The following is a 23,724-nucleotide window of genomic DNA, read 5'->3' as shown; positions in this document are numbered from 1 at the left end:
GCGCGTACCCGCGTGATCGGGAATCTGGCGGGCGTGCGCGTACCCGCGTGATCGGAATCTGGTGGGCGTTCGTGTACCCGCGTGAGGCACGAGCGGGCGGGCGTGCGCGTATCGGCCTGGGCGGATACGGGGCATACGCGCCCCCGCCCGGGCGCCGCCGCGGACGTGCGCCCCGTCACAGCCCCCATGCCGATGCTGGCGCGGAGCACCCGGCATGGCACCCTTAGACCTGCACAACGAGGTCAGGACAGACACGGACAAGGGTTCGAGGAGCGGTCACAGTGCAGCGCTGGCGTGGCTTGGAGGACATCCCCCAGGACTGGGGGCGCAGCGTCGTCACCATCGGTTCCTACGACGGCGTCCACCGCGGCCACCAGCTGATCATCAAGCACGCCGTCGACCGCGCCCGCGAACTGGGCGTGCCGGCCGTCGTCGTTACCTTCGATCCGCACCCCAGCGAGGTGGTCCGCCCCGGCAGCCACCCCCCGCTGCTCGCCCCGCACCACCGCCGCGCCGAGCTGATGGCCGAGCTGGGTGTCGACGCGGCCCTCGTCCTGCCGTTCACCACCGAGTTCTCCAAGTTGTCGCCCGCCGACTTCGTGGTGAAGGTGCTGGTGGACAAGTTGCACGCCAAGGCGGTCGTGGAGGGCCCCAACTTCCGCTTCGGCCACAAGGCCGCCGGCAACGTCGAGTTCCTCGCCGAGCAGGGCAAGACCTACGACTTCGAGGTGGACGTCGTCGACCTCTACGTCACCGGCGAGGCGGGCGGCGGCGAGCCGTTCTCCTCCACACTGACCCGCCGCCTGGTCGCCGAGGGCGATGTCGCGGGCGCCCGCGAGATCCTGGGCCGCCCGCACCGCGTGGAGGGCGTCGTCGTCCGCGGCGCCCAGCGCGGCCGGGAACTGGGCTTCCCGACGGCCAACGTCGAGACGCTCCCGCACACCGCCATCCCCGCCGACGGCGTCTACGCGGGCTTCCTGCACGCCCAGGGCGAGGCCATGCCGGCCGCCATCTCCGTGGGCACCAACCCGCAGTTCGACGGCACCGAGCGCACGGTGGAGGCGTACGCCATCGACCGCGTCGGCCTCGATCTGTACGGGCTGCACGTCGCCGTCGACTTCCTCGCCTACGTGCGCGGCCAGGCGAAGTTCGAGTCGCTGGAGGCCCTGCTGGAGCAGATGGCCGTGGACGTGCAGCGCTGCCGGGAGATCGTGGCGGCGGAGGGGTAGCCGGAGGGGTCCTTGTCGGTTTTACGAAGCGAAAGGGCGGCCGGTGCGATGCGCACCGGCCGCCCTTTCGTCTGTCCTGCCCGCTACTGCTGGGGCGGAGCCTGCGGCGGCTGCTGGCCCTGGCCCTGGGCCTGACCCGGGTACGGCTGGGCCTGCGGCTGCGGCTGTCCGGGCTGCGGGTAGCCGCCCGGCTGGGGCTGGCCCGGGTACGGCTGGGGCTGGCCCTGCTGCGGCGGGTACGGCTGCTGCGTTGGGGCGTACGGCTGGCCGGGCGCCTGCGGGTACGGCTGGCCAGGTGCCTGGGGATACGGCTGGCCCGCGCCGTACGGCTGCTGGCCCGGCACGGCCTGGCCCGGCATCGGCGGGGCGGCCACCGGCGGCGGGTTGCCGTCGCTCGTCCACAGCCCGTGCGCCTGCTGGTGCCGGGTGAAGTCCTCGGCGACCATCGCGGCCAGGTTGAAGTACGCCTCGCGGGTCTTCGGCCGCATCATGTCCAGGTCGACCTCGGCGCCGGCGGCCAGGTGCTCGTCGAAGGGGACGACGACGACCCCGCGCGTACGGGTCTCGAAGTGCGCCACGATGTCCTCGACCTTGATCATCTTGCCGGTCTCGCGGACCCCGGAGATCACGGTGAGGGACCGGGAGACCAGGTCGGAGTACCCGTGCGCGGACAGCCAGTCCAGCGTCGTACTGGCACTGCTCGCGCCGTCCACCGAGGGTGTGGAGATGATGATCAGCTGGTCGGCGAGGTCCAGCACCCCGCGCATCGCGCTGTACAGCAGACCGGTGCCCGAGTCGGTCAGGATGACCGGGTACTGCCGGCCGAGGACGTCGATCGCCCGCCGGTAGTCCTCGTCGTTGAACGTGGTCGAGACGGCCGGGTCCACGTCGTTGGCGATGATCTCCAGGCCGGAAGGCGCCTGGGAGGTGAACCGCCGGATGTCCATGTACGAGTTCAGGTACGGGATGGCCTGCACGAGGTCACGGATGGTGGCCCCGGTCTCCCGGCGCACCCGGCGCCCGAGCGTGCCCGCGTCCGGGTTGGCGTCGATGGCAAGGATCTTGTCCTGCCGCTCCGTGGCCAGGGTGGAGCCGAGCGCGGTCGTCGTGGTCGTCTTGCCCACGCCGCCCTTGAGGCTGATCACCGCGATCCGGTAGCAGGACAGCACCGGCGTACGGATCAGTTCCAGCTTCCGCTGCCGCTCGGCCTCCTCCTTCTTCCCGCCCAGCTTGAACCGGCCGCCGGCCGCGGCGGGCCGGCCGCTCTTCGCCTTCTGCTTCTTGTTGTTGAGCAGCCGGTCCGAGGACAGCTCCACGGCGGCGGTGTAACCGAGCGGCGCGGCACCGGGGTTGGTCGGCTGCCGCTGGTCGTGCCGCACGGGCTGCGGCCAGGCCGCACCGGAACGCGGATCGGCCGGAGCCTGCGGCACGCCGGACTCCGGACCCTGCGGCGGCTGGGGGAAGCCGTAACCACCGGGCTGCGCCGGGGGGTTGGGCGCGCCGGGCGGCGGGAAGCCGTAGCCGCCGGGCGGGGTGGGACCGTTGGGGTTCGGCGGGGTCGGGCCGCCGGGGTTCGGCTGGGGTGCCGGCGGCTGGGGGAAGCCGTAACCACCGGGCTGCGCCGGGGAGTTGGATGCACCGGGCGGTGGGAAGCCGTAACCGCCGGGCGGCATGGGACCGTTGGGGACCGGCTGCGGACCGGCCGCCGGCACGGTGGGCTGGTTCGGCTGGCCGGGGTTGTTCGGCTGACCCGGGTTGTTGGGGTGGCCCGGGTTGTTCGGCTGCTGCCACGCGGCGGGCGCGGGCTGCGGGGCCTGCGGCTGGAACGGCGGTTGCGCACCGGGAGCGCCGGCCTGGCCCTGGCCCTGGCCGTCCACCGGCTGTGGCTGTGGCTGCTGACCCGGCATCGGCCCGGGCTGCTGCGGCCACTGGGCGGCGGGCGCGGGAGCGGCGGGCTGGTACGCGGGCGGCAGCGGAGGCACCCCGTGCTGCGGCCCGGGCGGCGGCGCCCAGCCGGGCTGGGCCCCCTGCGGAGCCGGGGGAGCGGGCGGCGCGGCGGCGTACGGGGCACCGGGCGCGGGCTGGGGAGCGCCGGGCTGCGGAGTCGCCGGGGGCGGCGGGAAGCCGTAGCCCCCGGGCTGGGGCACGCCGGGCTGCTGGGGCGCCGGGGGCTGGGGGAAGCCGTAGCCGCCGGGCTGGGGAGCGGCGAGCGGCTGGGCGTCCGTGGGCTGCTGGGCGGCGTCGCCCGAGGCGTCGACGGCCACGGCCGCGGCATCGGCGCCCGGGGCACCATTGCTCGCGGTGCCGTCACTCACAGTGCCGTCACTCGCGGTGCTGCCGTCCGGGGTGCCGTCGCCCGGGGCGCTGTCCTGCGGTGCGCCGTCCTCCGGAGCGCTCTGCTGGGCCGTACCGTCCGCCGGTACGGCGTCCGAGGGCGCCGAGGCGTCGGTCCGCGCGGAGTCGGCGGCGCCCTCCTCGGCGCTCCCCTCCTGGGCGGTCACCTCGGCAGCCTTGTCGTCCGTGCCCTCCGCCGCCACGGAACCGTCAGCGGCGGCGGACCCCGCGTCCTCCTGACCGGCCTTGCCTTCCTCGGACGGAGAGTCACCCGAGGCACCGGAATCCGGCACACCGGAGACCGATGCGGCGGTCTCCGAGCCGGCGGCCTCGGCCACCGCGCCCTCGCCGTCCTTCCGATCCCCGGAAGCCCCGGAAGCCCCGGAAGCCCTGGAATCGGCGGAATCCCCGGAATCGCCGGAACCCCCGGCACCGGCTTCCTCGGCCGAACCGTCGGTGCCCTCGGCCGGCTTGGTCTCGGCCGCCACGCGCTCGGCGAACTCGGCCATCTCGCGCTTCAGGGCGACGGCGGAGAACCGCATGGTCGCCCCGCTCTCCAGGTCCCCGTTGTCCGTCTCCGCCGGGACCCCGGCGGGAGCGCCCGGCACCTCCTGCCCGGCCGGCTGCGGCTGCTGAGGCTGCTGCGGTTCGAAGCCCTCGGGCAGCCGCGGCATCGGAACCGGGCCGCCGGCCGGCGGCGCGGGCGGGGCGTACGGCGCACCCTCAGGGGCGTACGGCGCACCCTGCGGAGGCGGGCCCGAAGACCCCTGCGCGGGAGCGGACGGCGGCGGATACGCGGTGCCCTCCGGCGGGGCGAACGGAGTGCCCGACGGCGGGGTGAACGGAGCCCCCGGCGGCGGCGCGAACGGAGTGCCCTGCGCGGGCGTGCCCGTCGGCTGGACGGCAGGCGGCGTGGCACCAGGGGCCGGGGCGGGAGCCGGGGCCTGGGTCGGCGGGCTCGTCGGGAACGACGGCACCGCCGAACCGGCCGGAGCGCCCTGATCCGCGGAACCGGTGAAACCGCTCGCGCCTCCCGACGTACCCGAGGCGTTCTGCGTGTACCAGGCGGGGGGAGCGTAGTCGATGGTGAACTCGCCGGTGGTCTCGACGGCCTCCGCGTCGGGCTGGTCATCGCCGGGTGTGTCCCAGCCCCCGCGCATCCCGTCCCGATCGCTGCTCACAATTCCTCCTGGTGTGGTCGAGCACCCTCATGCCGTGCCGGGGCGACCATGTCGTGTCGTACCGAGTCGTCCGTAGTCGTTCGAGGCGGTCCGACTCACCGGACCTCCCCCCGGGACACCGACGCCCGGCCCACGGGTCCTGCCATCGCGCCCGCTCCCAGCCTAATCACCGGACACCACACCTCGGCAGGCCCGCCCGCCTGTCCGCCCCCGCCCGGCAGGCCGGCGCCCGCCTTGAGACGCCTCAACGACGCCTCAACCGTCCCACCGGTCCACCCCCGGACCATCAGGGCACCCGAATAAAAGGGACACGCAAGGGCAGTTCAGTCCATCCGGCGCGGTGTGCCCAACAATCCGATCTCGGCGTCCGTGGGTTGCGTCAGCACGTACTGCCGGTCACGGTCGGTGCACCACAGGGTGACGCCGTCGGGCAGCGCGGGCAGCGACTCCACCTCGGTCCGCGACAGCCCCATGGTGCGCCCGAGTTCGGCCGCCTCGTCCGGCGAGACCCGCTGGATGCCGGCGAGCCGCGCCTGCCGCAGCAGCCGGGGCGCGACCGGGCTGAGGTACGGCAGCAGCGTCAGCACCGACTGCCAGGGACCGGAGACGACGCGGCCGCGCGGGGGCCGCATGCCGCAGTCCCGCACCACCAGCACCGGCGTACCGGCGGAGGCGCCCTGCGGCGGCACCCGTCCGACGTCGTACACGGACAGGCCGTTCTGTCCGCCGCCCATCGCGTGCACCATCTGCATCCAGGCCTGCGGCCGGCCGGTCTCCACGGCGACCCGGGCACCGGTGGCGGCCGAGCGCAGCGCCAGCACCTGCGCGGTCCACAGGCCGCCGATCAGGACGACGTCGTAGGGCGTGGGCCGGTTGATGCCCAGCACGGCGGGCTGTCCCTCGGCGTCGACCCCGGCCACCACCCCGTCGTCCCCGATGGGCAGGGCGAGCGCGTCCAGGTGCTGCGCGGGCAGTCCGTGCCGGCCGTGCCGGGGCCCGATCAGGCCCAGCCCGTGCCGCAGCCGGTCCACCGTCCGCCGCAGCCCGGACGGCTCCGGGGCGCCGGGCGCCGCCCGGCCCGCCGCCGGGGAAGTCGTCGGAACCGTCGTCACCGCGCACCTCCGAGGGGCAGAGTGGCCAGCATGCCGGGCAGCTGCTCGCGGTCGAGCCGGGCCAGGCCCGCCCCGGACTGCCGGGCGGCGGCCTCCAGCGCGCGCCGCGCCGCCACGAGTTCGTCGTCACTGCGCCCGGTCACCCGCAGGTGCCCGCACAGCGACACTTCCTGCCGCTCCCCGGGCGCGAGCGTCAGGCTGAAGGTGGTCGCCAGGGCCGGTACCGCCGTGACCCGGGCGACGAACTGGGGCAGGGACTCGGCCGGGCCGCCGCCCAGCGGGGGCCAGCGCCGCACCCAGTACGTGGTGTGCCGCCGGTTGTCACAACGCCAGCTGCGCCCCGACTCCTCCGTGCGCCGCTCCCGGGTCTCGCTGCGCCCCGCCTCCGCGGTGACCAGCGGATTGGCGCAGGCGGAGGTGGCGAGGGCGGCGACCAGCTCCTCCTCGTCCAGCACCCGGGCGCGGAACCCGGCGCCGGTGAGCCGGCTCGCCAGGTGGTCGGCGGCCCGTACGACGCACTTCTGCGCGCCCTCCAGCCCGCCGCCGCGCGCGGCCACGGCCTCCGCGCACAGCTCGGGATCCAGCTTCAGCGCGATCCAGGTGATGCGCACGGCCGGGGCGCCGGTCTGCTCCTGCAACGGGATGTAGTTGGCGACGGCCACCGACTGCTGGGGCAGGTGCAGCGCGGGCGCCGGCTGCGTGTGCAGCACGATCTGCGCGGACTCCAGGCGGATGCCGTCCACCTCCAGCGCGCCCCGCACCAGGCCCAGCGGCAGCGGCTGACGGCTCCGCTCGGCGCGCAGCGCGGTCGCGTCGGCCTCCACCTGGAGCACGGCCGTGACGAACGTGCCGTCCCCGACGACACCGACCGGCCGGCGGTCGCGCGCGTTGTACGAGTACGTGCGCAGGGCCGGCTCGCACTCCACCGCCGGAACCAGTCCGGGCTCGGTGCCCGGCGGTATCGGGGTGTTCGCGGCCCGCTTCTGCCGTGCCCGCAGCTCCCGCGCGGTGGCGAGCCACTCCGGCAGGGACCGGCCCCGCCGCCGCACGAAGGCCAGCAGGAGCAGCACCAGTGCGACCACTGCCGCCGGCACCAGGGCTGCCATGCCGACGGCCCAGCCGACGAGCAGCACGGCCGCCGCCAGCTCCACCAGCACAAGCCGTTGCAAACGGAACGACCCGGCCTGGCCCGGCCGTTGCCTGAGCCCGGGCGTGACCTGCCGGCGGTCCGCGCCGCGCCGGGCGGACGCGGCCCGCGGCGCGGACCCGGACCCGGCCGCACGGCCTCGTGCCGCCGACCGGCCGCGCGCTCGCGTCCGCGTTCCGGAAGCCATCACTGCATCCCCCCGATTTGCTCACAACTCGCTGGAACCAGGCCACTGAACAAGGCCCTTGAGGGCCCAGGTACCCTACCCGCTCCACGAGACCCGCTCCGTACCAGGCATAGTAGGGGCCGGGTCCGACAACGGAGGGCGGGGGAGCGTGGTCCCCGGGCGCGCTCCGCGTGAGTCACGGGGAGAAACAGGCACAGATGGCATCTCGGCGGGACCAACTCAACGCCTACACCTTCGCGAAGCGCCGCATGCTCGCGTCGTTCGTGCAGTCGTCACCGGATGCCTCCGACGAGGGAGCGCCCCGGCCGCTGCGTGCCATCCTGCCCGGCGCGATCGTCGGCGTCGTCGTGCTCGCGGCCTTCGGTGCCTGGGGGATGTTCAAGCCGACGGCCCCGCAGGGCTGGGACGCCCCCGGACAGAAGGTGATCATCGCCAGCAAGTCCACGACCCGGTACGTCGTGCTGAAGACCGAGGACAAGGTCCAGCTCCACCCGGTCCTCAACATGGCGTCGGCCAAGCTCGTCCTCGACACCCAGAGCGACGTGGACGTGGTCACCGTCGACGAGTCGGTCCTCGACAACGGCAAGATCCCGCACGGCGTCACCATCGGCATCCCCTACGCTCCCGACCGGCTGCCCTCCGGCAAGGAGGCCGGCGCGGCCAAGGAATGGGCCGTGTGCGAGCGTCCGAGCGGCAGCGGCGGCTCCGTGCAGAAGGCCGCGTTCGTCCTGGCCGAACGGGACCGGGACAAGCTCCGGGGCAGCCGGCAGAAGCTGCGCGGCGGCGAACTCCTCTACGTCGCCACCCCGGACAAGAAGCAGTACGTGATCGACGCGCGCGGCCGGGCCTACCCCGTGGATGCCGGCGACAGCCTGCTGCTCCAGACCATCGTGGGCGCCGACCGCACCCCGCAGCGGGTGACCAAGGAGTGGATCGACACCCTGCACCCGGGCGACCCGATCAGCTTCCCGTCGGTCACCGGGGTGCCCGGCGCCGCCGCGAACGCCCCCGGCCAGCTGGACCCCGGGGCCAACCGCGTCGGCATGGTGCTGCGGGCCCCGGTCAACGGCCAGGAGCAGTACTTCGTGGTCCTGCCCGGCCGGGTCGCGCCCGTCTCCGACTTCGTCGCCCAGCTCCTGCTGGCCAGCACGGACCTGGTGAAGCTCGGCCAGGCCGGGCACGCCCAGGAGGTCAGCGCGGGCGCCATCACCCGGGGCGAGCCGTTCGCCGCCGAGCACACCTGGCCCACCGAGAAGCCCAGCGCCGTCAACAACCCGGCCACGGCCGACGGCAGCCGCAACACCGTCTGCAACATCCTCAACCACGTCGACCCCGACAACGGCGCCACCACCCTGAGCACCTGGGCCGGCACCGACTTCCCCGCGGTGCTGCCCACCGGCTCCTCCAGCGCCTACGTCACCGCCGGCTCCGGCCAGCTCTACCGCCAGTTCCAGGGCCGGGAGACCAAGGCCGGCCCGGTCTTCCTGGTCACCGACACCGGTCTGCGCTACGCGCTCCAGTCCAACGACGACAGCGCCGGCGAGGACAAGGGCATCGGCGTCACCGACAAGCAGCGCAAGCAGCTCCAGCAGGAGGCCAAGCTCGCGCAGACCCGCCTCGGCTACGCCGACGTGAACCCCGCGCCCATCCCCGCCCCCTGGTCCAAGTTCCTGCCGACCGGCCCCCGCCTGTCGACCGCGGCCGCCCGCCAGCCGCAGGGCTCCTGAGGGGTACGCCGATGACGTCTGCGTTCCGCACCCGTACGACCCCGACCCGTACGACTCTGTCTCGTGCGCCCCTGTCTCGTACGACCCTCGTGGCGGCGACCGCGGCGGTGGCCGCCACCCTCCTGACGGCGCCCGCGGCCACGGCGGACTCCGCCTCCGACCAGTGCACGTTCGACAAGACCAACCACAAGTACGCCGGCACGCCGTGGGCCCTGCAACGCGTCAACCTGGACGAGCTGTGGACCCAGTCCAAGGGCGAGAACGTCAGGGTCGCCGTCATCGACACCGGCGTGGACACGGCCAACCCCCAGCTCGCCCACGCCGTCGACGCCTCCCGGGGCGCCAACTTCCTGCCCACCAAGGACAAGAAGGGCCAGCCCATCGACCGCGGCAACAACAAGGGCACCACCGACACCGTCGGGCACGGCACGCGGGTGGCGGGCATCATCGCGGCCCGCCCCATGAAGGGCACGGGCTTCGTCGGCCTCGCCCCCGAGGCCACCATCATCCCGATCAAGCAGAACGACGCGGACGGCAACGGCACGGCCGCCACCCTCGCCCAGGCGATCCGGCACGCGATCCGGGTCAAGGCCGACGTCATCAACATCTCCCAGGACACGGCCAACGCCGCCTCCCCGGACCCCGACCTCCAGCGCTCGGTGAACGAGGCCCTGGGGGCCGGCATCGTCGTGGTCGCCTCGGCGGGCAACGACGGCCTGGGCGGCAACCGGAAGAAGACGTACCCGGCGTCGTACCCGGGAGTCCTCGCGGTGGCGGCCTCTGACCGCAACAACGAACGCGCGGCCTTCTCCCAGTCCGGCGACTTCGTCGGCGTGGCGGCCCCGGGCGTCGACATGATCTCCACCGTCCCGAAGGGCGGCCACTGCCCGGACAACGGTACGAGCTTCTCCGCGCCCTACGTGGCCGGCGTGGCCGCGCTGATCAAGGCCAAGCACAAGGACTGGACACCCCGGCAGATCGTGGCGCAGATCGAGCAGACCGCCGAACGCTCCATCGCCGGCCACGATCCCCTGGTCGGCTGGGGTGTGGTGGACCCGGTGCGCGCCCTCACCGAGGACGACCACCCGATAGAGTCCCCGCACCCCGACGCGGGCCTCACCCACGCGGAGGCACCCACTCCCGCCAAGCTCACCCTCGGCGAGACCCCACGCGAACGCACGGCCCGCATCGCGACCTACGTCGCCGTGGCCGTGGCGGTCCTGGTGGCGGGCCTGAGCGGCGGAGCGGTGGCGGTACGCGACGCCCGCCGCAGACGCCGCGGCCTCAGGGAAGGCACCTCATGGACGCGCTGAACAAGCTGAACGTGCTGGGCCTCGTCCTGGCCGCCGTGCTGGTGGCCATGGCCTGCGTGAAGACGGACCGGGTGCGCTCCTGGCGCGCGAACATCAATCCGTCGGCACCCGAACTGCCCGACTCCGCCTTCGTCGCCGCCCGGGTCCTCTTCCTGAGCCTGGCGGGCTTCGGTGTCTACCTGGCCGTCCAGGGCTTCGGCGTCTCCGACGACGGCTCCTGGAGCGACGGCGAACTCACCAGCGCGGTCGAGCAGACGGCCGACGACCTGAACGGCTACACCTTCCAGGCCGACGACGCGGGCACCCCGCTCGCCTTCCCCGACTACGCGTCCCTGATCGAGGAGAAGGTCCTCCAGTACGGTGGCGGCGACGCCCCCGGATACGGGGTGTCGGTGGACCCGGCCGAGAGCAACACGCCCGCGAAGGCATCCTTCACCATCACCGCCGACGGCACGGACACCGCCTTCTGCACCCACCTCACCCGCACCCGCTCCAAGAAGGACGACTACACACCCCCCGGCATCACGGGCGGCGAGGGAACGCTGACGTACCAGGGGTACCGGCTCACCACGTCCTTGGAAGAGGGCGAGTGCTGACAAGGGCCGCTGCCACATCCCACCCGGAAGAGTGACGGCACGGACGGGAGCCGCGTACGAGAACACTCCCACCGACCCGGCCGGGCCGGTCGCCCCCGGGGCGACGCCCCAAACCCCCAGTTCCCCCTAGCTCGCGGAGCCCCTCATCCCCGCCGACGGCCTCTCGCCCGCCTCCGCCTGCCCGGCCCGCCGCGCGAAGACGCCGGCGAACCGGTTCATGTAGGAGTCGGCCATGGACAGCATGATGACGCTGCCCACCCGCGTCTGAATCATCAAGCTCTTCGACCCTTCGACGATCGAGGGGCCGAGCCCGGCCACGGCATCCCGCTGATCACCGATGCCCCCGGCCGGCACCGCCCTGGCCTCCGGTACCCACACGCGGCCCGCGCCGTGTCCTCGTCACGGTATGCCTGAACGATGAAAGAGATGTCCGGCTCGTTCTCCTGGCGAAAGGCGGCGACACCGAAGAAACGGACCTGCGCGCAGGAGTCCCGCCCGGCCACGTCATGACACTGACCGACACCCATCTCCTTGGCCTCCTTCAGGTCCCACCCCTGCACCCGCTCAGCAGCACAAGACAACCCGCGACAACCATGGCCGCTTTACGCACACTCATCGGCCCGTCCTACGGCTTCGGTGAACGGGCAGTCCCAGCGACCGCAGCATAGTCACCCCGTCACCTTCGACGGCGCGTCACACTTGGCCTTGTGGTGCGCGAACAGCGCGGCGTTCCGCGCAAGCGAGATCAGGCCCTCACGCCCCTCCGCAGCTGTGGCCCCTCCCCGCTGTTTGAGCTCGACGACGACGCTCAGATGCTCACGGAATCCTTTGTCACGGCACGGGACGTAAATGGCGGCGAGCTTCTCCGAGGCGACCGCCTTGTCACCGGCCTGGAAAGACGTCACGTCCGAGGGCGCCGAGGCATTGGCGACCACCTCCTCCACCCACTCCTCGGCCTTGTCGTAGCCCGCCATCTCGGCCGTCGCCACGAGCAGCATCTTCCCGTCACCGTTGACGAAGCAGGACGTCTCATACGTGCGGTCGGAATCGTCGATGCGGAGATGCATGACCCGATCGTCGAAGGAGTACGAGGACTTGTCGGGCAGGACCTTCCGCAACGCGTCAGCCGACCCGGCCGGGGTCCCCAGGGTCTTACAGACAGCCGAGGCCCTGATCTCGCCCTTCTCCTCATCGAACGGGGGAGCACCGCATGCGTAGGCCAGCCCGAAACCAAGACCCACCACACCTATGACGCCTCCGGCGAGCGAAAGCAGCGATCGATTACGCATTGCCGTGGGAGGACAGGGCACGGCAAGCGTCACCCTTGCCGATGGCGGTTGCGTATCCCTTGATGAAATCGCGCATCGACGACGCCTTCATGTCGTGCGAGGTTCGCACGGTGGCCCAGACAGTGCTGTCCGCCGAGGCGGAGCCGGGACACTCGACGAGACTGACGGCACCGGTCTTCGAGTAGATGGTGCGGCCCCCGTCTGCCCGGGTGTCGGTCGGCTCCACGCCGTAGGCGGATGAAGCGACGTCACCGGCGCTGGTGTTCGCATCGTGCTTCTCGACGCTGGTGGACAGGACGACCTTCCCGTCCACCAGAATCCGGCAGCGCTTGACGCCGACCGAGGATGTCGGCTGGGCGCCGACCTTCTCTCCGGGGGGCAACAGCGGCTCCAGCAGAGAACGGGCCACCCGGGTGCCGCAGACATCGCCCGGCACGGCGTACTCACGCGTGGGTGACGAAGACGAGCAGGAGGTCGTCAACCCGACCATCAGCCCTGCCCCCAGAAGAGCGACCACGGAGCGGACTCCGCGCCCGGAGATGTTGTGCATAACGCCTTCCAACGCAGTGAGTGAGAGCCCGTTCAGCCGGCCTGGCTCGGTCCGGCGGTGTACAGCAGGTGTCGGACGTGGTCCGATTTCTTACATCCTTGGGCCAGCTTGACGGCACCTGTGGCGGTATAGAAGAAGTTGTCGTCGACCGACCGCGCCGCTTTTTCGGTCTCCGGATTGGCTGTGACGACGGTCGAGACGTCAACGCCCTCCTCCCACCAGTGGAGTTCCGCCATCACCGCCCGTGTGCCATCCACGTCCACCCGGAACATCTCGCTGGAGGGTACTGGACGCGATTCTCTGACCTTGACCGTCTTGCCCGCCGGAAGGAAGGGAGAAAGAAGGTCCGGGGCCACCGGCACACCACACAGGTACTTGGGAGCGGCGTATCCTCTCTCCGCGTCGGAGCCTGAACAGCCGGCGATCGTGCCCAGTACTGCGAGCATCGCTGTGGCAGCCAAGCCTGCCGAGTCATCGAATTTCCAGTCCCCTGCCGGAAACCGTGCAGTGCGATCCACTCAGTGGCAAACGTCTGATCGCTGCACCGCCTTCGTGTACTCGGTGATCAGCTGCTTCATGGCTGCGGCATCACTGTGTTCGGAGCCGGTCGCCAGCACAGCCGTATAGAGGATCTGGCCACGGCTGTTGCGGCAGCCTTCTGCCTTTCCGAACGCCTGGGTTCCCGAGTATGCGAACCGACCGTCTTCTGTCTGGTGCCCCACCTTGTCGAGGGTCAGGCCTTTGGCGAACTCAAGCACTGACATGTCGTTCCACCACTCCTGCGCGGTGTATACGACCCGCTTGCCGTCGACGGAGACAGCACAGCGCGTTGCTTTGGCGGAAGCGACTGTGACCTCGGTCGACACCTTCTTTCCAGGCGGGAGGAACTTGGCGAGTGCCTCGGCGTCGACAGTGGTGCCACACGCGGTCCGAGGCAAGGAGTACTCGCGCTCCGGCTCGTCCTCAGAGCAGCTCGGGAGTGTGAGGAGGAGAACGAAGACCGCGACGGCAGCCCCGATACGGCGGCCCGGGAAAGGACCCGAAGTCACATTCATGGCATTCTCGTCATGGCTCGATGTCAGGAGGTCGTTCTGCTGCCGGGCGCCTGACCCTGCAGAATGTCGTTGGCATTGATGTAGCCCTGCCGAGCCCCTTCGCGCGACCACGTACCGATGTCGTTCTCGTTCGACAGGTGGTAGCGCTTGGCGGCCTCTTGCGCGCCTATCGCGACATACTCGTTGTTTTTCTCCAGGCCGGCCTGCCAGCGGCTTCCCATTTCCTCGGCAGCCTCCTCAAGGGCGTGCCCTTCGGCGTCCTTGTAGATGTGCTCCAAAAGCACGCTGGTGGCCGTACCGGCCCCACTACCGACAGCCGCGCCGACCCAGGGAGTCGCGATGAACGACGTGCCGACACCCACGACCGTTCCAACTCCGCCCGAGATCGCGTTCTTGCGTTGGGAGACGCTGTAGTCGAAGTCTTTATCCTTGTCGCCGGCAGGCTTCGCGATCTCTTCCTGCCGCCCGAGGCCGAGGACGCCCGACACTTCACCGGAGCGCTGGGCGATGTACTTGACCGTGGTCTCCTGATCCTGAGAGAAGCGCTGATCCGCCGGTAGGTCCGGATTCAGGTGGTACTCCATCAACTTGGACATGTACGCCTGCTGCCCCACCTCGACGGCTGCGTAGCCTCGTGGATCCTGCCCCACGGCAAACAGGAACTTGCTCACATCCCGGTGCCTGACCTCGGAATCGGCGCCGGCGATCGGATAGAGCTTCTCGATCTGCTTCCAGTCCTCCGAATCCCGGCTCACGTCTGTCGTCGCGCGGTTGATGTCCGGAAGGTATTCGGAAGCGATCTGTCCCATACTGTCGGACATGACACTGTGATCGGTAAGCCGTTCAGGGTCGTCTCCTACCGACGAGACGATGGCGTTGAACAGCTTGGCCTGTTCCTTGGTGTGGGGAGCGGTGTCCTGAGTGGGGATCTCTCCCGCGGGATGCCCGGTCGTGGCGGCTTCCAGTGCAGACGCGAGGTTATTGTAGCCGTCCGTGCTCTCGCCGCGGCTCAGGTCGCTGTTGCTCTCATGCGGCCAGTGGCGGTCCTCGAAGAGGTACTTGAAGTTGGAGACCGCGGTCTTGTGGTCGCCGTCCTTCGGGATGAAGTCGTCGTTGAAGAAGTCGGTCGCGGCGCCAGGGTTGTTCGAGAGGCCCTTGAGGTAGCCCGACAAGGGGTCGAAGCCTGTGTCACCCTTCATGTGGTTGAGATAGGGGCTGGGTCCTATCCGCTGCCAGGCCATGTGCTTTCCGTCATGCGTGAACTTCCGCTCCGTCTCCATGAGGCTCTTGCCGTACTGCTTCATGAAGTCGTCGTCGTAATCACCGACGCGCATGAGGTTGCTCATGACCTGGAACCCCAGCAGGCCGCCGCGCTTGCCACCGACCTCCTGGTCGCCGATGTCGACCATGCGCCGCTTCCACTCGGTCATGTCGGCCGTGTCGCTCTGGCTGGCCGTGGCGAGTGTGAGACCGAGGTTCTTCTGCAGCTCTCCCAACTGGTCGCGGCGTTCGTGGTTCACGTCCCAGGCGACGTAGGGGTCACTGACGTTGGCCCAGAAGGACAGGGTCTTGTCCGGCCCGAGGTCCTTCGCGAACCGCTCCGAGAACAGCGGATCACCGTGGTACTTCTTGAGTCCCGCGTTGAGCCGGTCGAAGTCCTTCACCGACAGGTCGTCGATGTCCTTCTTGGCCAGCTTCGCCAACTCGTCGGCTTCCTTGACGGCCGCTGCCGCGCTGTCCCGGTCCTTGTAACTGGCGTCCGAGAACCCCATTCGGGCCTGGTCGACGATCGCCATGAGGACGTCCTTGGCCGAGTTGTCGCTCTCCGTGGCCTTGCTGAGGATGCCCTGGATCTCGTCGCGGAGGTCGTCGACGTCCTTCTGATTGGTCGCGCTCTTGTTGCCGCTAGGGTCCGAGCCCCAGTCGGGCCGGGTGTTGCCCGTGACCGTGAACTTGCCGCCGCCCGCGTCGGCGACGGTCAGGTTCTTCTTCTGACCGCGCGAGACGGCGTCCGTCAGCTGCTGGTGGAACGTCTTCAATTCGTTCCGGGTGTCGAGCAGGATCTTGTAGATGGTGGTGGCCTGCGTGTGGGCGTCGCCGAACTCGCCGGCCGTCTTCCCGATGAACTGCTTCGAGACCTGTGCGTTCACACCGGCCCAGTTGGCCGAGTTGGCGGCCTTGTGCAGACCGTCCTCGGCGTCCTTTTTCAGGTCCGCGAGGTGCTTCACCAGTGTCGACCAGTCGCTGACGGCGTCGTCGAGGAGCTTGAAGTTGGCGTGGTAGAGAGCGTCGAAGTCCATTGGTGCTCGTCCCGGGGATAGCGTGTCGGCGGTGTGATCGTCTGCGTCGTCAACAGCCCGACGCCGCTATTCCTTCTTCTTGCCCTTGTCCTTGCCGTCGTCCCCGTAGTCGTTCTTCTTGCCCGGCGCCCCCACCCGCTCGTCGAACCCGTCGTCCAGGGCGTCGATGCTGCTCATCTGGCGCTGGATGTAGTGCTCGTCGTTCGCGTGCACGGCCTTGGTGGTCTGCATGTGGTTGGAGATCTGGGCGCAGGCGTCCATCAGGGACTTCAACTGCTCTTCCCAGCGGTTCGACACGTGCTGGAGACCGGCGCCGAGGGCGAAGCCCTGCTTGGTGAGGTCACCGGCCGCGGAGTCGCTGCTCGGGGTCGCCACCCGGGCCTTGTCCCACAGCTGGTCGTACAGGTGGTGCGCGGCGCTGCCGATCTTCTCCAGGTCCTTGTGACCGACCTTGAGGTCACCGGTCTTGCTGGGGATGACATAGGGGCCGTACGTGCCACCGCCCCCGTCGACGTGGTTGAGCTGCATCTGTGCCGACTGTCCCTGGGCAGCCTCCGCCTTGAGCTGCTCCCATTCGTCCCAGGCCATGGAAGGGCCCCTTCCCCCGTGGTTAGTCCGGTGCCGGCACAACCTAGCAACCAACGCCATGGAAAATTTGCGCCATGTCCGCCATGTGCGACCTGTCGGACGTGAAAATTCGGCGGAGGGCGGCTGCTCAGGGGCGCGGTTCCGGGATTGTGATGCCACGGTCTAGTCACTCGGACGGCTTCGGCCGCTGTGCGCGTGTGAAGCTTCTGCGTAGAAAACGAAACCCTTCTGTCGTTATTGACCGCCTTGTCGGTATCCGGTGGCTCATGAGTCGGTCACTTCGGGACAGCTTCGCAACTGAACCGTCGTGAAGTTCAGTTGGCCGACATTTCGGCAGTGACTACAGTGGTCCGCGACGGACCGGTGGTGCGGCCGGGTGCCGCCCGGTCCGTCCAGCTCTACCAACGGGGAAACGGGGAAGGGGTCGCGGTGGGCGACGGTGGCGGCTCGGGCATGAGGCGTGGCATCGATGCGCTGAGCAAGTTCAAGAAGGACGTCGACAAAGCGCTGAGGGCCTTCGAGGGCGCTCCCGGCAGTCCCGCCAGGCTCGCGGAGCACACGCTCAGCGCCGGCTCCTTCAGCGGGTCGAACATCCCGTTCCACGAGGCGACCGAACTGCACTCCAAGTACGAGCAGGTGCACGAGCGCCTTACCTCGCTGTCGCAGAACCTCGGCCTGCAGATCGAGGCCCTGACGCTCGCGGCGCACGCGGCCGACGTCACGTACGACGGCACCGAGGACGAGGTGCGGCGCCGGTTCTGGGCGATCCACTCCCACCTCGATCAGGAACATCGGACGGCGACGCAGAAGGACGATCCCGCCGAGCAGCCCGGCAATGCCGGTGAGCACGTTGGCGGCAAGAGGTCCGCGGGGGGCGATCTCCAATGAGTGACAACTGGCAGCAGAAGCCTCAGTACAAGACCGACGTCGAGCAGGCCAACCGTCAGGTCGCCGCAGTCAACGGGATCAGCCGCCTGCGGAACGTTTTTCGGGGCACGCCGATGGGGTCGGCGCTGTCCTTGGGCAGGACCGACTTCGAAGACCACGATCTCAACGCGATGATCGACCTGGTCCAGCACGGCAACCCCGAGCACCTGGAGGCGGCCAGCAAGGCGCTCTGGGACGCCCGGAAAGCCATCCACGACGCCGCGACGGACCTGGAGACCAACCTCAAGGGCGTCGACTGGGAAGGCGAGGGAGCCCAGCAGTTCCACTCGTGGACCAGCGGCCTCATCGGCTGGACCAAGGGACTCGCCACCTTCGCCGATATCGCCGCCACCGAGATCTCCGCCGCCGCCACGGGGCTGGCCTCCGTGCGCAACTCCATGCCGCCCCGGGACACCCGGCCCGCGAGCGAACAGAAGCGGCCCAAGGACCTGCCCAAGGCCAAGCAGGTCGACGGCGACCCGGACTACGCCGCCGCGCTCAAGGTCGAGAAGGACCGGCAAGAGGCGATCAACCAGATGAACCGGTTGGCCTCGTTCTATTCGGTGTCCGCGGCCGGGCTGGAGGTGGCGCTGGACGCCGATCCGAAGCCTTACAAGCCGATTCCGGATGTGGGGGTGCCGAAGCCGGACTCCGGTTACGGCTACAGCGGGTCAAGCGGTTACGGATCGTCCCCTTCCACTCCGCGTCGCAGCCTTGGAACGGCGACGGGAAGCCACGGAACTACGACAGGAAGCCACGCCGGACCGGCTACTGCGCATGGAACCGGGGCTGGTGGCCACGTGCCGCCCCTTACGGAAGTCCACGACCCAGGTGCACCCTCCGGCCACGACGTCGGTACGGAGATCAACACCACGACCACCCTGCCTCCGCAGGTACCTACCGCGCCGCCCAGTTCTCCGACGCCCACTCTGCCGACGACCAGCGGCGGCGGACCGATGCCGCCACTGCCCACGGGGCCGATGGCGCCTCCCGTCACGCCGACTGGTCGTACCCCCGGCTACGGGCCGGGCGGCCGTCCCCCGGTGACCGCGCAGGGGCGTACCGGCCCCATGGGTGCCGGAACCGGCCGAGTGCCGCAGGGACCGGCGGGCCAGCCGGGGCGCACCGTCTCCACCGGGCGTGTCCCGCAGGGACCGGTGAGCCAGGCCGGGCGATCCGTCCCGGGCACCCGGGGGCCGCAGGGCCCTATGGGGCAGCCTGCCCGTGCCATGGGACACGCGACGCCGACCGGTCAGCCGGGTGCACGAGGACCCGTTCAGTCCGGGCGTACCCCGGCGACGGGACGCCCCGTCACCGGAGGCACGCCGAGGACGACCGGAACCCCTGGAGGACGTCCGGGAACAACCGGCCCCACAGGGCCGGCGCGCAACGGCGTCGTGGGCGGCAAGCCCGTCACGGGTCGTACGTCCGGAAGCACGGCCAATCCCCGTGTCCCGCGCGGTATGGTCGTCGGCGCCGAGGAACCGGTCTCCGCCGCACCGGCGAAGGGCGCTTTCGGCCAGCGTGGAGTCGTGGGCGCACCCACGGCCAAGCCGCAACCCGGTGGGGGGCAGGCCGTACTGCGGTCGGCGAGCAATCCCGAGGGTGTCATCGGCGCGGCGCGCAACGCCACCGGATCCCCGCTCAAGGGCTCCGAGCCCGGCGCCACGGGGCTGGGTCGCGGTGCGGTCGGCGGTCGACAGGCTCCGGCCGGTGAGACCGGTCGCGCCGGCGGACCCGCCTCGACGGAACAGCACCGCTCGTCGCAGCAGCGGCGTGACGAGCCTCAGAAGAGCGACTGAACACGAGCGAGGACGTACACAAGCATGAAGCCAGGGACCGGCCGACGCGGCACGAGGACCGCCCTCTTCACGAGGCGCAACGCGAGACGGCTGTCTGCTGTGTGCTCGGTACTGGGCACGCTGGTGATCGCGTCGGCGGGCCTGGCCCCCGGAGCCGCGGCTGCGGACGATGTTCAGTCCAAGCAGTGGTATCTGGACGCGATGGGCGCCGACGAGATCTGGGAGCACAGCACCGGCAAAGGGGTGAAGGTCGCTGTCGTCGACACGGGCGTGAATCCGAACACGCCTTCCCTCAAGGGGCAGGTGCTGGTCGACGAGGTACCAAAGACCGCGAAGTACCACGTCACTCAGGACTATGACGGCCATGGCACATCGATGGCCGAAATCATCGCCGGTACTGGGGCTGGCGGAGGTATCAAGGGCCTTGCTCCCCAAGCGAAAATCATCCCGATTCGTGTGGGGCTTGATCAGCTGAAGGATCAGGACGAGCGGGCGAAGTCTCTTACTTCCGCCAAGGCGATTAGGGCTGCCGCCGACAGCGACGCAAAGATCATCAACATGTCTTTTGGGAGCGAGTACTACGAATCCGAGGAGGAGGATGCCGTCAAATACGCCGCCTCCAAGGGGAAGTTGCTGTTTGCTTCTGTGGGTAATGACGGAGCCAGGGGAAACAAGCGTAGCTATCCGGCTGGTAATCCCTACGCTGTAGGTGTTGCCGCGATCGACAAGACCGGGACAGTCGGTAAATTCTCCACATACGGAAACGACGCGGATCTTGCGGCGCCGGGTCTTGATATTCCCGGCTGGTGCGACAACACGTTCACCAAGTACTGCTCCACCGAGGGGACCAGCCCCGCCGCCGCCATCGCCTCCGCCTCCGCCGCCCTGATCTGGTCCGCGCACCCCGACTGGACGGCCAACCAGGTCCTCCGTTCCCTCATCGACACCGCCGTTCGTAAGTGGCCCAAGGACGAGCCCAGCAAGTACCTCGGCTACGGTGTCGTCCGTCCGCGCCGGGTGCTGATCGACAAGGACATCAACCCGGGCCCGGCCAACAGGGACCCCCTGGCCGCCGAGAACGGAGCGGACCCGGACGAGGACATCACGGCCGCGGTGAGCCCCTCGACCGCGCCCTCCGGGACGCCGTCGAAGCCGGCGGAGAAGGCCGACCCGGCCAGTGGCCCCACCGCTGCCGCCGCGAAGGACGCTGATTCCGGCAGTGACACTCAGACCTGGGTGATCATCGGCGCCGTAGCCGCCGTACTGGTCATCGGAGGCGCCGGTTTCGCCGTGCTGCGCGCACGCCGTAACGCCTGAGCGGTCTCCCGCATACCTGCTCATTCGCCGAGTGAGCAGAGACCCGCTTGCCAACAGTGCTGACGCCCGTCATATGACTCAGCGCCCGGCAAGGTCAGTTCACACAGAAAGGCATGGAAATGGCGACGCAGCGCCAGAAGGTAAGTGACAAGGACATCATCGTCCTCGAAAAGGAGCTTCTGCACCGTTTCGAGGGCATCAAGGGTCAGCTGAAGGAACTGCAGGCCCTCATCGACAGCCTCGAAGGCAACTGGAAGGGCATCGGCGCCGGCGCGTTCAACGCCAAGCAGACCGAGATCAACGAGCGCATGGTCCGCATCGGCAACATCCTCGCCAAGTTCATCGAGGCCATGAGCACGACCCGGAAGATCAAGGACGGCACGGAGGACGAGGTCCGCGCGCAGGTCCAGAGCATCGACGTCAGCGTCGGCGGCTCGACTTCGGCCCTGTCCAGCTACTGATCCCCGCCAGGTCACCACTTCTCAGCAACGGAGCAATCATGGGCGTCAACAACAGCGGCGAGCTCGAAGTTTCCTACGGCAGCCTGGATCAGACCGCCACTCAGCTGGCCAACCACGCGCGGCGGCTCGAAGAGGGCCTTGAGGCCATCAAGCAGAAGGTCGCCGGCGTCGCCAGCATGTGGGAGGGCGAGGCCCACAACGCGTACACCGAGCAGCAGGCCGCCTGGGACCGCGAGGCTCAGGGCATCCACGAGGCCCTGGTCCAGATCGGCAAGGTCGTGCACGCGGCCGGCGGTGACTACCAGGGCGGCGACCGTAAGGCCGCCAGCTACTTCATGTAAGCCACACCGTCACAGCACGGACTGGCACGGCAGGTCAAAAGGGTGGGCACGCACGGGAGGTGCCCACCCTCTGCCGTACCCGGACGGACGAGCGCGCCGAAGAACACGAGGACGGACGCGGACATGAAGTCAGGGACCGGCCGATGCGCTCCGATGACGGCGCCCTGACGAGACGCAACGTACGGCAGTCTGTCCGCCACGAGGCGCCGGTCGAGCCGTGCCGCGAGCACGTCGTAACGCCTGAACGGTCTCTGTACGCCTGCTCGTTCGCCGAGTGATGGCAATCTGTTGCGCAAAAAGGCCCACCGGGTACGTGACTTTGCCGGTACCGGATTCCTCGCGGGTGTCCGAAGGGTAGCTCTGGGATGCCGAGAACCGGATCTCGAGGAGCGGTTCTCCGCTGTCGTCAGCTGTCTTGTACACCCAGCACGCGCTGCGCGCGGCGGTAAGTGTCGTGCGGGTGCTGGACCGCCTTCGTCAAGGAGAAGGCCGCGGCCTCACCGGTGTTGCCCGCTCCAGCGGGCTCGTCGCATCTGTCCGTCCCGGCAAGGCATCGCAGCGCTTCCGCGGCCGGAGCGTCGAATGCTCCGTCGCAGACCTCCGAGAGCTTCCAGGAACCCGGTGGCAGGGTCGCGGTCGCGGTCTTTCTCGTGACCCCAGTAGTTGAGGTCACCAAGGTTGATGTTGTTGACCCAGGCGTTGATGCCCTGCCCGTTCATCTTTTTGTCGTATGCGAGGAGCTCGTCACCGTACTGGTTGAGGAACTGGTCGTCGTAGTCACCGAAACGCATGAGGTTGCTCATGACGGCGTAACCGGTCGGGTTGTTCGCGTCGTCGGTGCCGAGTCGACCGGGGCCGAAGCCGATCATCTGCTTCTTCCAGCTTTGCATCCTGTCGCTGTCGGAGAACGTGGCCCGGCCGATGACGACCCCGAGGTTCCGCTGCAGCCGCTTGGCCTGCTCGGGCCGGTCCGGGGCGTAAGTGCCCTGGTAGGGGTCGGCGATGCCGGCCCAGAAGGTGAGCACCTTCTCGGGGCCGACCTGTGTGGCGAACTCTTCGGCGAAGAGCGGATCTTTCTTGTACCTGGCCAGGGTGGTGTTGAGCGCGGCGAGTTCCGTGTTCGTCACCGCGTGGGGGTTCTTGGCGAGCATGTCCGCCATCCGGTCGGCGTCCGTGACCGCCCTGGCAGCGTCGTCCCGGTTCTCGTAGTGGGCGCCGGAGAATCCGTACGTGGACTGATCGACGAGCAGCCTGGGTGTCTTGGCCGCGCCGCGGTGCTGTCGCTCTCGGTGGCCTCGCCCAGGATGCGCTGGATCTCGTCGCGGAGATCGTCGACGACCTGTTGGCTGACGGGGCTCGGATCACCGCTGGGGCCCGTCGCCCAGTCGGGCCGGGGGTTCCCCGTGACGCTGAACCTGCCGTGGCCGGTGTCGATCACCGCGCAGTACTTGTAAGGGTCGCGTCCGAGTGTCTCGTTCAGCTGATCGCGGTAGCCGAGGAGTTCGTCGTGGGTGTCCTTGAGGATCTTCGTGATGGAGTCCGCCTGGACGTGGGCGTCCGCGAACTCCTTCGCCGTCTTGCCGATGAACTCGCGACCGACCTGGGCGTTCACGCCAGCCCAGTTCGCCTTGTCCGCGCGGGCCTTGAGGCCGCTCCGGGCGTCCTCGCGGAGAGTGGCGAGCTTCTCGGTCATCTCCTCCCAGTCGGCGATGGCTTCCCCGAGCTGGGCGAACCGGCCGTGGCGTAACGCGTCGAGCTCCATCGTGCTCAGCCGCCGTTCCGCTCGTCGAAGCCGTGATCAAGCTCGGTGATGCCGCTGAGCGTGCCGGCGCTGTGGGACTCGTCGGCGGCGTGCTGGTTCTTCGTGTACCGCAGGAGGTTCGAGACGTGGGCGCAGGCGTCCAGCAGTGTCTGTGCCTGGCCGATCCAGCGCTCCGCGACATGGTCGAGGGCGGCCCCGACGTCGAAGCCCTGACTCCTCAGTCCTCCGGCCGCCGCCATGGAAACGAGAGGCGGGCGTGGTCGCTGAACCGGCCGAAGTCCTGGAACAGCTCGTGCGCCGCGGAACCGATCGTGGCGAGATCGCTCTGGTGGACGGTGAGGTCACCGCGCGGACTGCCTGCGCCTCCCGGCGTCGGGAGCCAGTTGATCGAGGCGCAGGCGCGCCGACCGGCCCTGCGCAGCCTCCGCCTGCAACCGCTCCCACCCGTCCCAGCCCATGCGCGGTTTCCTCCCGTCTCCTCGGTGCTCCGCCCGGACGCTCGGTCC

At 69.7% G+C, this 23,724-nt stretch carries 22 protein-coding genes; 9 read left to right on the top strand and 13 right to left on the bottom strand.

Annotation, left to right across the window (positions count from 1 at the left end; all coding sequences use genetic code 11):
• Positions 1-281 precede the first annotated feature (281 nt).
• Positions 282-1,229 carry a bifunctional riboflavin kinase/FAD synthetase gene (locus Srubr_RS23355; RefSeq protein ID WP_189997539.1) on the top strand — a complete coding sequence of 316 codons (948 nt, stop codon included), beginning with the start codon at positions 282-284 and terminating at the stop codon, positions 1,227-1,229.
• An 83-nt stretch (positions 1,230-1,312) separates the two neighbouring features.
• Here the strand turns inward: Srubr_RS23355 and Srubr_RS23350 are convergent, their stop codons facing one another.
• The 3 genes from Srubr_RS23350 to eccE form a co-directional block, all read right to left on the bottom strand.
• Positions 1,313-4,744 (bottom strand): SCO5717 family growth-regulating ATPase, encoded by a 3,432-nt coding sequence (locus Srubr_RS23350; protein WP_189997538.1) that lies wholly within the window; start codon positions 4,742-4,744, stop codon positions 1,313-1,315.
• 323 nt (positions 4,745-5,067) lie between these two features.
• Positions 5,068-5,856 carry a hypothetical protein gene (locus tag Srubr_RS23345; RefSeq protein WP_189997537.1) on the bottom strand — a complete coding sequence of 263 codons (789 nt, stop codon included), beginning with the start codon at positions 5,854-5,856 and terminating at the stop codon, positions 5,068-5,070.
• Positions 5,853-7,190, bottom strand: coding sequence for a type VII secretion protein EccE (gene eccE, locus Srubr_RS23340; RefSeq protein WP_189997536.1), 1,338 nt, complete (start codon positions 7,188-7,190; stop codon positions 5,853-5,855). The genes Srubr_RS23345 and eccE overlap by 4 nt, the downstream gene beginning before the upstream one ends.
• Before the next feature lie 197 nt (positions 7,191-7,387).
• Between eccE and eccB the strand changes: the two genes are divergently transcribed.
• The 3 genes from eccB to Srubr_RS23325 are packed head-to-tail and all read left to right on the top strand — an operon-like array spanning position 7,388 to position 10,826.
• Positions 7,388-8,917 carry a type VII secretion protein EccB gene (eccB, locus tag Srubr_RS23335; protein ID WP_189997535.1) on the top strand — a complete coding sequence of 510 codons (1,530 nt, stop codon included), beginning with the start codon at positions 7,388-7,390 and terminating at the stop codon, positions 8,915-8,917.
• Between the two features lie 11 nt (positions 8,918-8,928).
• Positions 8,929-10,230, top strand: coding sequence for a type VII secretion-associated serine protease mycosin (mycP, locus tag Srubr_RS23330; protein WP_189997534.1), 1,302 nt, complete (start codon positions 8,929-8,931; stop codon positions 10,228-10,230).
• Positions 10,218-10,826, top strand: coding sequence for a hypothetical protein (locus tag Srubr_RS23325; protein ID WP_189997533.1), 609 nt, complete (start codon positions 10,218-10,220; stop codon positions 10,824-10,826). The genes mycP and Srubr_RS23325 overlap by 13 nt, the downstream gene beginning before the upstream one ends.
• A 126-nt stretch (positions 10,827-10,952) precedes the next feature.
• Here the strand turns inward: Srubr_RS23325 and Srubr_RS23320 are convergent, their stop codons facing one another.
• The 7 genes from Srubr_RS23320 to Srubr_RS23290 all read right to left on the bottom strand — a co-directional run bounded on the left by Srubr_RS23320 (position 10,953) and on the right by Srubr_RS23290 (position 16,608).
• On the bottom strand, positions 10,953-11,102 hold the full coding sequence (locus Srubr_RS23320; RefSeq protein ID WP_189997532.1) for a hypothetical protein: 150 nt from the start codon (positions 11,100-11,102) through the stop codon (positions 10,953-10,955).
• Between the two features lie 392 nt (positions 11,103-11,494).
• Complete coding sequence (locus tag Srubr_RS40990) at positions 11,495-11,893, bottom strand: hypothetical protein (protein WP_229926835.1); 399 nt, start codon at positions 11,891-11,893, stop codon at positions 11,495-11,497.
• A gap of 214 nt (positions 11,894-12,107) precedes the next feature.
• On the bottom strand, positions 12,108-12,665 hold the full coding sequence (locus tag Srubr_RS23310) for a hypothetical protein (RefSeq protein ID WP_189997530.1): 558 nt from the start codon (positions 12,663-12,665) through the stop codon (positions 12,108-12,110).
• A 32-nt stretch (positions 12,666-12,697) separates the two neighbouring features.
• The gene (locus Srubr_RS23305) at positions 12,698-13,111 is read right to left on the bottom strand and encodes a hypothetical protein (RefSeq protein WP_189997529.1); all 414 of its coding nucleotides are present in this window, start codon (positions 13,109-13,111) and stop codon (positions 12,698-12,700) included.
• A gap of 72 nt (positions 13,112-13,183) precedes the next feature.
• Positions 13,184-13,531, bottom strand: a complete 348-nt coding sequence (locus Srubr_RS40985) for a hypothetical protein (protein ID WP_229926834.1) — start codon at positions 13,529-13,531, stop codon at positions 13,184-13,186.
• A 212-nt stretch (positions 13,532-13,743) separates the two neighbouring features.
• On the bottom strand, positions 13,744-16,020 hold the full coding sequence (locus Srubr_RS23295; RefSeq protein WP_189997527.1) for a hypothetical protein: 2,277 nt from the start codon (positions 16,018-16,020) through the stop codon (positions 13,744-13,746).
• Between the two features lie 66 nt (positions 16,021-16,086).
• A complete protein-coding gene (locus tag Srubr_RS23290; protein ID WP_189997526.1) occupies positions 16,087-16,608 on the bottom strand; it encodes a hypothetical protein in 522 nt (173 codons plus the stop codon).
• Positions 16,609-17,037: 429 nt separating this feature from the next.
• Here Srubr_RS23290 and Srubr_RS23285 point away from each other — a divergent pair, with 429 nt between their 5' ends.
• The 5 genes from Srubr_RS23285 (at position 17,038) to Srubr_RS23265 (ending at position 21,456) form a co-directional block, all read left to right on the top strand.
• Positions 17,038-17,496, top strand: a complete 459-nt coding sequence (locus Srubr_RS23285) for a hypothetical protein (protein WP_229926833.1) — start codon at positions 17,038-17,040, stop codon at positions 17,494-17,496.
• Positions 17,493-19,337 carry a WXG100 family type VII secretion target gene (locus tag Srubr_RS23280; RefSeq protein ID WP_189997525.1) on the top strand — a complete coding sequence of 615 codons (1,845 nt, stop codon included), beginning with the start codon at positions 17,493-17,495 and terminating at the stop codon, positions 19,335-19,337. The genes Srubr_RS23285 and Srubr_RS23280 overlap by 4 nt, the downstream gene beginning before the upstream one ends.
• 201 nt (positions 19,338-19,538) lie before the next feature.
• On the top strand, positions 19,539-20,654 hold the full coding sequence (locus Srubr_RS23275) for a S8 family serine peptidase (RefSeq protein ID WP_229926841.1): 1,116 nt from the start codon (positions 19,539-19,541) through the stop codon (positions 20,652-20,654).
• A 119-nt stretch (positions 20,655-20,773) separates the two neighbouring features.
• Positions 20,774-21,115, top strand: a complete 342-nt coding sequence (locus tag Srubr_RS23270) for a WXG100 family type VII secretion target (protein WP_030784826.1) — start codon at positions 20,774-20,776, stop codon at positions 21,113-21,115.
• A gap of 38 nt (positions 21,116-21,153) precedes the next feature.
• Positions 21,154-21,456 (top strand): WXG100 family type VII secretion target, encoded by a 303-nt coding sequence (locus Srubr_RS23265; RefSeq protein WP_189997523.1) that lies wholly within the window; start codon positions 21,154-21,156, stop codon positions 21,454-21,456.
• Positions 21,457-21,953: 497 nt separating this feature from the next.
• Here the strand turns inward: Srubr_RS23265 and Srubr_RS23260 are convergent, their stop codons facing one another.
• From Srubr_RS23260 to Srubr_RS41720, 3 genes are read right to left on the bottom strand one after another with little or no spacing between them, the layout of a single operon-like run.
• Positions 21,954-22,607, bottom strand: a complete 654-nt coding sequence (locus tag Srubr_RS23260; RefSeq protein WP_189997522.1) for a hypothetical protein — start codon at positions 22,605-22,607, stop codon at positions 21,954-21,956.
• Positions 22,580-23,218 carry a hypothetical protein gene (locus Srubr_RS23255; RefSeq protein WP_189997521.1) on the bottom strand — a complete coding sequence of 213 codons (639 nt, stop codon included), beginning with the start codon at positions 23,216-23,218 and terminating at the stop codon, positions 22,580-22,582. The genes Srubr_RS23260 and Srubr_RS23255 overlap by 28 nt, the downstream gene beginning before the upstream one ends.
• 5 nt (positions 23,219-23,223) lie before the next feature.
• A complete protein-coding gene (locus Srubr_RS41720) occupies positions 23,224-23,457 on the bottom strand; it encodes a hypothetical protein (protein WP_308439926.1) in 234 nt (77 codons plus the stop codon).
• Between the last annotated feature and the right edge of the window lie 267 nt (positions 23,458-23,724).

Source organism: Streptomyces rubradiris (assembly GCF_016860525.1).
GTDB lineage: Bacteria > Actinomycetota > Actinomycetes > Streptomycetales > Streptomycetaceae > Streptomyces > Streptomyces rubradiris.
The sequence above is the reverse complement of the archived record's forward strand: the minus strand, read 5'-3'. Positions and strand labels throughout refer to the sequence as shown.

What these genes read in the sequence shown, in the direction of transcription:
- eccE (WP_189997536.1), bottom strand. Translation starts at nt 7,190, where the DNA reads ATGGCTTCCGGAACGCGGACGCGAGCGCGCGGCCGGTCGGCGGCACGA.
- eccB (WP_189997535.1), top strand. Translation starts at nt 7,388, where the DNA reads ATGGCATCTCGGCGGGACCAACTCAACGCCTACACCTTCGCGAAGCGC.
- mycP (WP_189997534.1), top strand. Translation starts at nt 8,929, where the DNA reads ATGACGTCTGCGTTCCGCACCCGTACGACCCCGACCCGTACGACTCTG.
- Srubr_RS23325 (WP_189997533.1), top strand. Translation starts at nt 10,218, where the DNA reads ATGGACGCGCTGAACAAGCTGAACGTGCTGGGCCTCGTCCTGGCCGCC.
- Srubr_RS40990 (WP_229926835.1), bottom strand. Translation starts at nt 11,893, where the DNA reads ATGCATCTCCGCATCGACGATTCCGACCGCACGTATGAGACGTCCTGC.
- Srubr_RS23310 (WP_189997530.1), bottom strand. Translation starts at nt 12,665, where the DNA reads ATGCACAACATCTCCGGGCGCGGAGTCCGCTCCGTGGTCGCTCTTCTG.
- Srubr_RS23305 (WP_189997529.1), bottom strand. Translation starts at nt 13,111, where the DNA reads ATGCTCGCAGTACTGGGCACGATCGCCGGCTGTTCAGGCTCCGACGCG.
- Srubr_RS23295 (WP_189997527.1), bottom strand. Translation starts at nt 16,020, where the DNA reads ATGGACTTCGACGCTCTCTACCACGCCAACTTCAAGCTCCTCGACGAC.
- Srubr_RS23290 (WP_189997526.1), bottom strand. Translation starts at nt 16,608, where the DNA reads ATGGCCTGGGACGAATGGGAGCAGCTCAAGGCGGAGGCTGCCCAGGGA.
- Srubr_RS23280 (WP_189997525.1), top strand. Translation starts at nt 17,493, where the DNA reads ATGAGTGACAACTGGCAGCAGAAGCCTCAGTACAAGACCGACGTCGAG.
- Srubr_RS23275 (WP_229926841.1), top strand. Translation starts at nt 19,539, where the DNA reads ATGGGCGCCGACGAGATCTGGGAGCACAGCACCGGCAAAGGGGTGAAG.
- Srubr_RS23270 (WP_030784826.1), top strand. Translation starts at nt 20,774, where the DNA reads ATGGCGACGCAGCGCCAGAAGGTAAGTGACAAGGACATCATCGTCCTC.
- Srubr_RS23265 (WP_189997523.1), top strand. Translation starts at nt 21,154, where the DNA reads ATGGGCGTCAACAACAGCGGCGAGCTCGAAGTTTCCTACGGCAGCCTG.
- Srubr_RS23260 (WP_189997522.1), bottom strand. Translation starts at nt 22,607, where the DNA reads ATGCTCGCCAAGAACCCCCACGCGGTGACGAACACGGAACTCGCCGCG.
- Srubr_RS23255 (WP_189997521.1), bottom strand. Translation starts at nt 23,218, where the DNA reads ATGGAGCTCGACGCGTTACGCCACGGCCGGTTCGCCCAGCTCGGGGAA.
- Srubr_RS41720 (WP_308439926.1), bottom strand. Translation starts at nt 23,457, where the DNA reads ATGGCGGCGGCCGGAGGACTGAGGAGTCAGGGCTTCGACGTCGGGGCC.